Source organism: uncultured Gimesia sp. (genome assembly GCF_937910335.1).
In the GTDB taxonomy this organism is placed as follows: domain Bacteria; phylum Planctomycetota; class Planctomycetia; order Planctomycetales; family Planctomycetaceae; genus Gimesia.
Genome location: NZ_CALEMX010000062.1, coordinates 1 through 8,534, shown reverse-complemented (window position 1 = coordinate 8,534; position 8,534 = coordinate 1). Strand labels below are relative to the sequence as shown.

The following is an 8,534-nucleotide window of genomic DNA, read 5'->3' as shown; positions in this document are numbered from 1 at the left end:
GGAATCAACCACTAAGGTAACAGGAATGTCAGATTAAGTCTTAACTATTACAAATGATACCTTAGAACTACTTACGCTCGATATTCAAAAGAGTTGATTTTATGGTCTCGATTTTGCCTCAAAAAGAGATATCTTGACATATTCCCGGTTTAGTGACATGATTTGATGAGAGTTTACTCTGTTTGCCAGGTTTTTTATGTACCAATCTCTTACAGTCATTCTGATGCTGATTTCCATGCTGTCCCATACATTACTGGGTTGTGGGTGGCATCATGCGCACGAATGTCATGCAGGCCAACACGAGTCATGCCAACCAGTTACTCTGTGCGATCATGCTACAGAATCGCACGCTCATCATGGGCATTCGCATTCCGCACATGATCAGCACTCTGAAGGAACAACGGAAGAATTACCCGCCACTCCGGAGTCGGAGCCCTGTCAGGAAGGCCGCTGTTCCTATCTGGCATCCGCGCCAGCGAAGGTGCTCGAGGATACTTCTCAGATGTTTAAACTTCTGTCAGGGTTGGATCTGCCGGGTAGTTTACAGGAAAAACAGTACACAAATACAATGCTCCAGATCAGCTGTCTCTCATCATTCGCAGCGCCGGGCGTGCGCGCGCAGACACACACTACGGTCTGGTTACTATAAGCGCCTTTTCTCTCTGATCGTCTTACCGAACTTGCTTTGTGCTGACCTTCCGTCTCCTCTGCACAGAAACGATCAATAATACTCAGAAACTCAAGTCTCCCATTGCGTACTTTTCGTGAAAGCATGCACTGCCTTATAGAGGCCCGTTATGAATGATTCAAAGATGAAATCTAACTGGAAACTGATGTTGATTCTTGTCGCTTTGATTTCGGCAGGATTCCTGGCCGGAAGTACTCAAGGGCTATGGTTGCCTGCTATTCAAAGCTGGACACAACCAAACAGCGCTGCGAAGAATCAAAGTAAAGCTACAGAAGCGGTAGACGCTCTTCTTGATGAAGATTCTCACGATCATCCGCACGCCGGTCACAACGAATCAGATTCTCTGGAATTATCTGATCAGGCTCGAAAAAACATCGGACTGACTTCCGAAAAGCTAATTCCAGTCAAACTGCAATCGTTTACACGAACCATATCCATTCCGGCGATGGTAGTTGAACGTCCTGGTAAAACCAGAGTGACTATCGTAGCGCCAATGACGGGAATCGTGATGAATGTTAACGTAAGTCCCGGTGAAGCCGTTCATCCAGGCCGCGAATTATTCAAAATCCGTCTTACGCATGAAGATCTCGTGCAGGCGCAAGCCGCCTATTTAAAAACACGGGGAGAACTCGATGTAGAAAATAAAGAAATCGCCCGGATTCAAGAAATTACAAGTCGAGGCGTGATCGCCGGCAAGGTGTTGCTGGAACGCGAATATGCCAAAGAAAAACTCGAAGCGATTTTGAAATCGCAGCGTGAGGCCTTGCTGTTACATGGATTCAGTGAATCTCAAGTTGATCAAATCGATAAAACGCGACATCTCGTCAGAGAGCATCAGATCTACGTGCCAAAACTCAATAGCATATCGGGCGAAGTTCAATTACCGAATATGAGTATTCGACGGATCTCGACGAATTCTCCCTCCACCGAGGTACAACCAGTTGCACTACAAGAATCGCTGCTGATCGTGCAATCATTGACTGTCAGCAAAGGCGATTTCGTTGAAGCCGGAGATACATTGTGTGTTTTGGCAGACTATAGTGATCTGTTTTTGAAAGGGCAGGCCTTCGAGCAGGAAGCAGATGAACTCACACGTTGTATGGAGAAAAAATGGTCAGTAGAAGCCATTCAGGAAGTGAATAATAAAAGGAAGAAACTGATAAAAAATCTCAAAATCGATTATCTGGATAATCAGATCGAAACGGACGCCAGAACGTTTTCTGTGTTTGTCAATTTGCTGAATCATATTCAGTATGACAGTACCAGAAAAAATGGGGATCGTTTTATCACCTGGCAATTCAAGCCCGGGCAGAGGATGCAGTTAAGAATTCCTGTAGAGGTCTGGGAAAAACAAATCGTACTTCCCGTTGAAGCCATAGCCAGTGAAGGGGTAGAACGCTTTGTGTTTCAAGAAAATGGCGACCATTTTGATCGCCGTCCGGTACATATTTTATATCAGGATCAATTATGGGCGGTGATTAAAAATGATGGGTCTATATTTCCGGGTGATAAAATTGCACTCACCGGAGCACATCAATTGCAAATGGCCTTGAAAAATAAGGCAGGAGGCGGAGTCGATCCTCATGCCGGGCACACACATTAACTTTGTAATTACAAATCCACACACACAATCAGAGAACGTTTTAAAATCAGTCGAACATCTGGATCATTATCATGTTGAATGCAATCATTCGGTTCTCTCTCAAACAGCGACATTTAACGCTTGCGTTTTCGCTGTTCCTGATCGGATTTGGAACATGGCAGGCGTTCAATATGGGGATCGACGTATTTCCCAATCTGAATCGTCCCCGTGTTGTTGTGATGACAGAAGCGCCGGGCATGGCTCCGGAAGAAGTGGAATCATTGATTACGTTTCCACTGGAAACTGCCCTGAATGGTGCTACGGGAGTGCAGGCCGTGCGCAGTTCTTCTGGAGTGGGCATTTCCATCATCTACGTGGAATTCGAGTGGGGAACCGACATCTATAACGATCGGCAAGTTGTAAACGAACGTCTGCAACTTGTCACGGAACGATTGCCGGACGATATCAAGCCACAGTTGGCACCAATTTCATCGATCATGGGGCAAATCATGATGGTGGGAATGTGGAGTGAGGATGAGAAAACGTCGCCACTGGAAGTGCGCACCTTGGCTGACTGGGTTGTCAGACAGCGTCTATTGACGATTCCCGGTGTATCCCAGGTATTCACAATGGGAGGTGGACGAAAGCAGTTTCAGGTTCTTGTCAATCCGGAATCTCTCGTGCGATACGGTATCACCTTACATGATGTCAAACAGGCTTGCGAAGAGAGCAATGAGAACGCAACCGGTGGCTATCTGGATGAGCAGGGCCCTAATGAACTTCTGGTCCGCGCACTGGGTCGCATTCAATCGCTGGAAGATCTGGAAAAAGTCGTCATTACTACCCGTAAAGGCCGACCTGTTGTACTTTCGCAAGTGGCGACAGTCCTTGAAGGTGCTCAGGTCAAACGAGGTGACAGTTCTGCATTTGTGAAACAGGATGATGGAACGTTTGCTGGTGGGCCAGCGGTTGTGTTGACCGTCAACAAACAACCTGATGCAGATACCCGACGTGTTGCCCTGGATGTCCTGCAGGCGCTAAAAGAACTCAAGCCTTCTTTGCCTTCAGATATTCGCATTCAACCAGAACTCTATTCTCAGAAGTCATTCATCGATCGATCGATAGAGAATGTCGTCGATGCCTTATTGGATGGTGGCATTCTTGTGGTCATTATTCTCTTTCTGTTTCTGATGAATTTTCGCACGACGTTCATCACCTTGACGGCAATTCCACTTTCTATCGCGATTACGGCGATTATTTTTGCCATCTTTGGATTCTCAATTAATACGATGACTCTTGGAGGCCTGGCGGTGGCGATTGGCGAACTTGTGGATGATGCCATCGTTGATGTGGAAAATATCTTTCGCAGGCTGCAGGAAAATCGTCTGCTTGAGACGCCCAAGCCGATCTTGCTTGTTGTTTTTCAAGCGAGCTGTGAAATTCGGAATTCGATTGTCTTTGGTACGGTGATTGTGGTGCTTGTTTTTCTGCCTTTATTTGCATTGTCAGGAATGGAAGGCCGTCTGTTTGCTCCTCTGGGGGTGGCTTATATTGTTTCTATCCTGTCATCTTTGGTTGTGTCACTTACGCTAACTCCGGTACTTTCCTATTGGTTACTTGGTAAAAAATTTGGTATACCCGTCAGTTCAGATGCAGAGTCAAAGCGTCCAATTCATCAAGATGGCCCTCTGCTACGTTTATTAAAATGGTGTGCCGGTTATGTCATCCGTTTCAGTATTCGCTTATCCGAGCCATTATTGCTGGCGGGAATTGCAGGCGTGCTGGTTGCGATTTTGTTTCTTTCCCAACTGGAACGTGATTTTCTACCGCCGTTCAATGAAGGGGTCGCGCAACTGAACGTCGTGTTACCTCCGGGGACTTCACTGCGGAAGTCGAACGAAATCTCTGAAACCGTCATGGAACGGCTGAAAAAAATCGAAGGAGTCTCCGCCTTTTCCAGACGAACGGGCCGTGCCGAACTCGACGAACATGCCGAAGGTGTGAATATCTCTGAATTCATCATCACGTTTGATCCGGATTCGGGACGCAGTCGCGAAGCGGTGCTCGAAGATATTCGTACTTCAATGGATGATATTCCGGGGATTGTGATCTCGGTAGAACAACCTTTGGCACATTTGATTTCACATATGGTCTCGGGAGTGAAAGCTCAAGTGGGAATCAAAATTTACGGCGAAAATATAACTGTTTTGAGAGACACTGCGAAAAAAATGGAAGTGGAAATGAAAACAGTGCCCGGGGTAACCGATGTATTGGTGGAACCTCAGGTCGAAATTCCTCAGCTGCAGATCAAATTGAATCGGGATAAACTGGAGTTATATGGCTTAACCCCTGCTTATGTGAATGAATATATTGAAACGGCCATGAATGGACTGGTCGTGTCACAAGTGTTAGAGGGGCAGCGCACGTTCGATCTGTTGATTCGGATGGATGAAAAATACCGTGAAGATCGGCAAGCTCTGAAACGTCTTTCGATCGATTTACCCAACGGTGGTACTACGCCACTTTCGTCGGTGGCAGATATTTCTGAATCCAAAGGACCGAATACAATTAATCGTGAGAAAGTTCAAAAACGAATCATTGTGCAATGTAATGTGTCAGGGCGTGGACTGGTTGATGTTGTGAAAGACATTCAGGAGAAACAGACGCCAATTATTGAAGCCCTGCCTGCAGGATATTTTGTGGAATACAGTGGCCAATTTGAAAACCAGCAATCCGCATCCCGAATGATTTCCGCACTTTTTCTGGTTTCGATGCTAGGTGTGTTTCTGGTTCTGTTTACCATGTTTCGCTCTGCCAATTTTTCGTTGCAGGTGATGGCAGCACTGCCGATGGCCTTCATTGGGTCAGTTATCGCGTTGGTAGTTACCAATCAAACACTGACGATTGCTGCAATGGTGGGCTTTATTTCGTTAGGGGGCATTGCATCCCGGAATGGAATTTTATTATTAAATCATTACCTGCACCTTGTGAAGTATGAAGGGGAAGGCTGGACGCGTGAAATGATCGTGAGAGCCGGTCAGGAACGGCTGGCACCGGTTTTGATGACGGCGCTTACTTCAGGCATCGGCCTTGTTCCATTGGCGCTTTCTCAAGGAGAAGCTGGAAAAGAGATTTTGTATCCGGTTGCAACAGTGATAATTGGGGGATTGCTCAGTAGTACGATACTGGAATTTTTCATTCGACCGGCTTTGTTCTGGAACTTCGGTCTTAAAGAAGGGGCCAGGATTGTAGAGCAAAGTACTTCAGATATTCCGCTGATTGAAGAACAGGAAGAAGTTTCGATTACTGCTTAGTGAAAAAGAGTTGAGATAGATGATTAGTGAAACGTATTACAAACTAAACTTTTAAAAAGGATTTGAATGATGAACAACATACTTACAAATGGTGTTGCTGTGGCTCTCTGTCTGGTGGGTTTTACTTTCAATGGATGTGACTCCAACACGGACCAGGGGAAATCGTTTGATGAGGCCGCACCGGAAGATGTGACAATGGTCGAGGACGATCACGGACATGATCATCCCAGCGAAGGGCCACATCACGGTTCTTTGATTGAACTGGGGAAAGAGGCCTACCATGCGGAACTTGTGCATGATGAAAAAAGTGGTTCCGTGACAATCTATATTCTGGATAGTGGTGCGACAAAGAATGTGCCTGTTAAAGCGGAAAGTGTTCTGATCAATGCCAAACATGACGGCAAAGGACAACAGTTTACCCTGACGGCTGCACGCGAAGCGAATGACCCTGAGGGGCAGTCGTCTCGATTCAGTACACAGGATAAAGCACTAGGAGAATTATTAGAAGAACACGATACAGATGCACGGCTGGTTTTGGAGATCGAGGGGAAATCTTATAGTGGAAAAATTCCTGCCCATGATCACGATCACAAACATGCTCACTAGAGCGCATCCCATTTTGATACTCGTTTCAAATGGCCTTGGAGACGCAACAATAAACCAGGACACAGGCTAAGATGTGAAGAGATCAATCAAATAAATTTAGTACGCCGTGCAATTTCTATTGTACGGCGTTTTTTTTTGTCGTTTTATCTAAGCCCTTTTCAGGAAAGCAGACCGGTATGCGTCATTTCCTTTGCAACAGGGTGTAAATGGGATTTTTTCAATTATTTAAAAAAATCCCAAGTTTACCTGCACGGAATCAGGCCTGGTTCCCACAGATAGTTCAGACGGTAGAGACAATCAGGCCTGTTTATGTACCGAATTTTACTGGTCCTTTTCACAGATCAGCTTTGATCCTGTAATCAATGATGCGTTATACCGGCACTTTTACCGGGCGTAAATTAACTTAACCTGAGGGAGATGAACTCGATGAAATATTTATTTGCCAGCTGTGCAGCTTTGGGCCTGATGATGATGACAACTACGGTTTCTGCACATACCTCTCCAGAAGATATTGCCGCCCGTTGTGTCGGTAATGTGAATGGGATTGTTGACCGCTGCCAAAATGCAGCTGCTGATGAAACCGTGGAGTGTGTCCAGATGATTCAACGGTTACTAGCTGATGGACAGGAACGTGCGGCCCGGGATGCTGCCCGGAAATGCATTCGGTCAGCTACAACACGGACAGAAAAATGTGCGAATCGTGTGAATCGCATTTGTAATGCCTGCATTGAAAAACTCGTGAGCATGGGGGCAACGCAATTGGCGCGTCGAGTCAACAATGTTTGTGAAGATGCAATTTCAGACTTGAGATCTACTTTGCAACGTGAGAAAAATGCGATCCGTAACGCCTTTGGGGGTTAAGAGCAGACAAAGAAAATCTTGTATACAGTCCGTCAACCGCATAAGATGATTTATGCGGTTGACGGATTTATTCTCATTTCTAGGGATTCTACGTTTTCAATAAAAATAATTTCAATAAAAATAATTTTCTACTGACACTCAGCCAGAGACACGCAGGTCGACCTATTGAATAAGTCACGCAAATGACATCCACAGATTTACCACTTCTTGATGATTCACCAAGCGATGCGCCCACCAGGCGATCATCAAAGGAGAGAGAAACGGGAACACATTCCGCAAAGAATCAGGAGACTGTAAATCTGGAAGAACGTGAATTCATCTTATTGTTACTGAAACGGGATGCCCAGACGTGGGATGAGTTCGTCAGTCGATATGACAAATTGATCATCAGCCGCATTCTCTCTACTTGTCGCGAGTGTGGGATAGTGCCCGCTACTGAACTGGTGGAAGATTGTGGGGCCGAAGTAATGGCGGCTCTGTTTCATGGAAATATGAACGGTCTGCGCCAGTTTCAAGGACGCAGCAAGCTCTCGACCTGGTTAGCAGTGATTACGCGACGGACAACGTTAAGCTTTCTATCTCGTCAGCGTCGAGAGTCAGAAAAAATTCGACCCAATGACAGCCATTTCGATATCGCTACCGTACCTCAAAAAACGCTCCACGATTCTGTGGCCGTTGATGCCAACGATTCGTCAAAAATTCAAAGCTGTATGAGGCGTTTGAAGAAATCAGACCGTCACGTGTTAGTTTTGTACTTCGATCAGAATTTGAGCTATGCGGAAATTGGTCGGAAACTTGGGATTTCAGAAAATGCAGTCGGCCCCAAACTGCACCGCGCACAACAGAGATTAAAAAAATTAATGCAAACGAGAAACCAGGAAACATGAATCAGCAAAAGACTCACATTCTGACTTTAATCAAACTGCGGGAAGGTCACCTTTCCGATGCAGATGGGTTGTCGGTACGCGAGCAGTTAGCTTCGGATTCACTCATGTTACAGCGTTGGAAAACACTCTCTCTACTTTATGAACAGCAAAATTCTCCGGAAGCGTCCGTAGAGCCAAACGCGACTGCGATGGATGCAGAAACCCTTGCGGCTTTTGTTGAAGAAAGAATGAGTCCTGATGAAAGGCGTAAGTTTGAAACTGCATGCTGGAATCAAACAGAATTACTACGCGAGGTGATCTCAGCATATCAGGCGGTACAGGGAGATTATGCCTCAAACTCTGTTTCTCATGAATTTAGTTTACATGCGGCGCAGACGTCTAAGCGAATGAGTGAGTCAGTCAAGATGCACTGCCGGCAGTTGGAACCAGTTCCCCTCGTCAGCCACTATTTGCAAAAAATTGAAGACAATCCTGAATTAGATTCAAACGCAGCTACATCGGATTTAAGCGAACCTGAAATGGAATCCGTCGAGCCACTTTCTCGAAGAATCCATTCAAATCGCGTTCCACCTTGGGCAATCAGCGAAAATTACAAA

The 8,534-nt window shown here is 45.8% G+C and carries 7 protein-coding genes; all 7 read left to right on the top strand.

Translation table 11 applies throughout. The features are described from left to right. The first annotated feature begins 196 nt into the window (after nucleotides 1-196). Entirely contained in the window at nucleotides 197-649 is a 453-nt protein-coding gene (locus Q0668_RS02570) for a hypothetical protein (protein ID WP_298859631.1), read from the top strand. A 148-nt stretch (nucleotides 650-797) separates the two neighbouring features. After that, on the top strand, nucleotides 798-2,291 hold the full coding sequence (locus Q0668_RS02565; protein ID WP_298859630.1) for a secretion protein HlyD: 1,494 nt from the start codon (nucleotides 798-800) through the stop codon (nucleotides 2,289-2,291). 71 nt (nucleotides 2,292-2,362) lie between these two features. Then, entirely contained in the window at nucleotides 2,363-5,584 is a 3,222-nt protein-coding gene (locus Q0668_RS02560) for an efflux RND transporter permease subunit (RefSeq protein WP_298859628.1), read from the top strand. A 66-nt stretch (nucleotides 5,585-5,650) separates the two neighbouring features. Beyond that, complete coding sequence (locus Q0668_RS02555; protein WP_298859626.1) at nucleotides 5,651-6,190, top strand: hypothetical protein; 540 nt, start codon at nucleotides 5,651-5,653, stop codon at nucleotides 6,188-6,190. Nucleotides 6,191-6,616: 426 nt separating this feature from the next. Then, entirely contained in the window at nucleotides 6,617-7,051 is a 435-nt protein-coding gene (locus tag Q0668_RS02550; protein ID WP_298859622.1) for a hypothetical protein, read from the top strand. A gap of 182 nt (nucleotides 7,052-7,233) precedes the next feature. After that, nucleotides 7,234-7,938: a sigma-70 family RNA polymerase sigma factor gene (locus Q0668_RS02545; protein ID WP_298859621.1), complete on the top strand. Its 705-nt coding sequence runs from the start codon at nucleotides 7,234-7,236 to the stop codon at nucleotides 7,936-7,938. Then, nucleotides 7,935-8,534 (top strand): hypothetical protein (locus tag Q0668_RS02540; protein ID WP_298859619.1); only part of this gene is annotated, 600 nt, incomplete at its 3' end. The genes Q0668_RS02545 and Q0668_RS02540, both read left to right, overlap by 4 nt.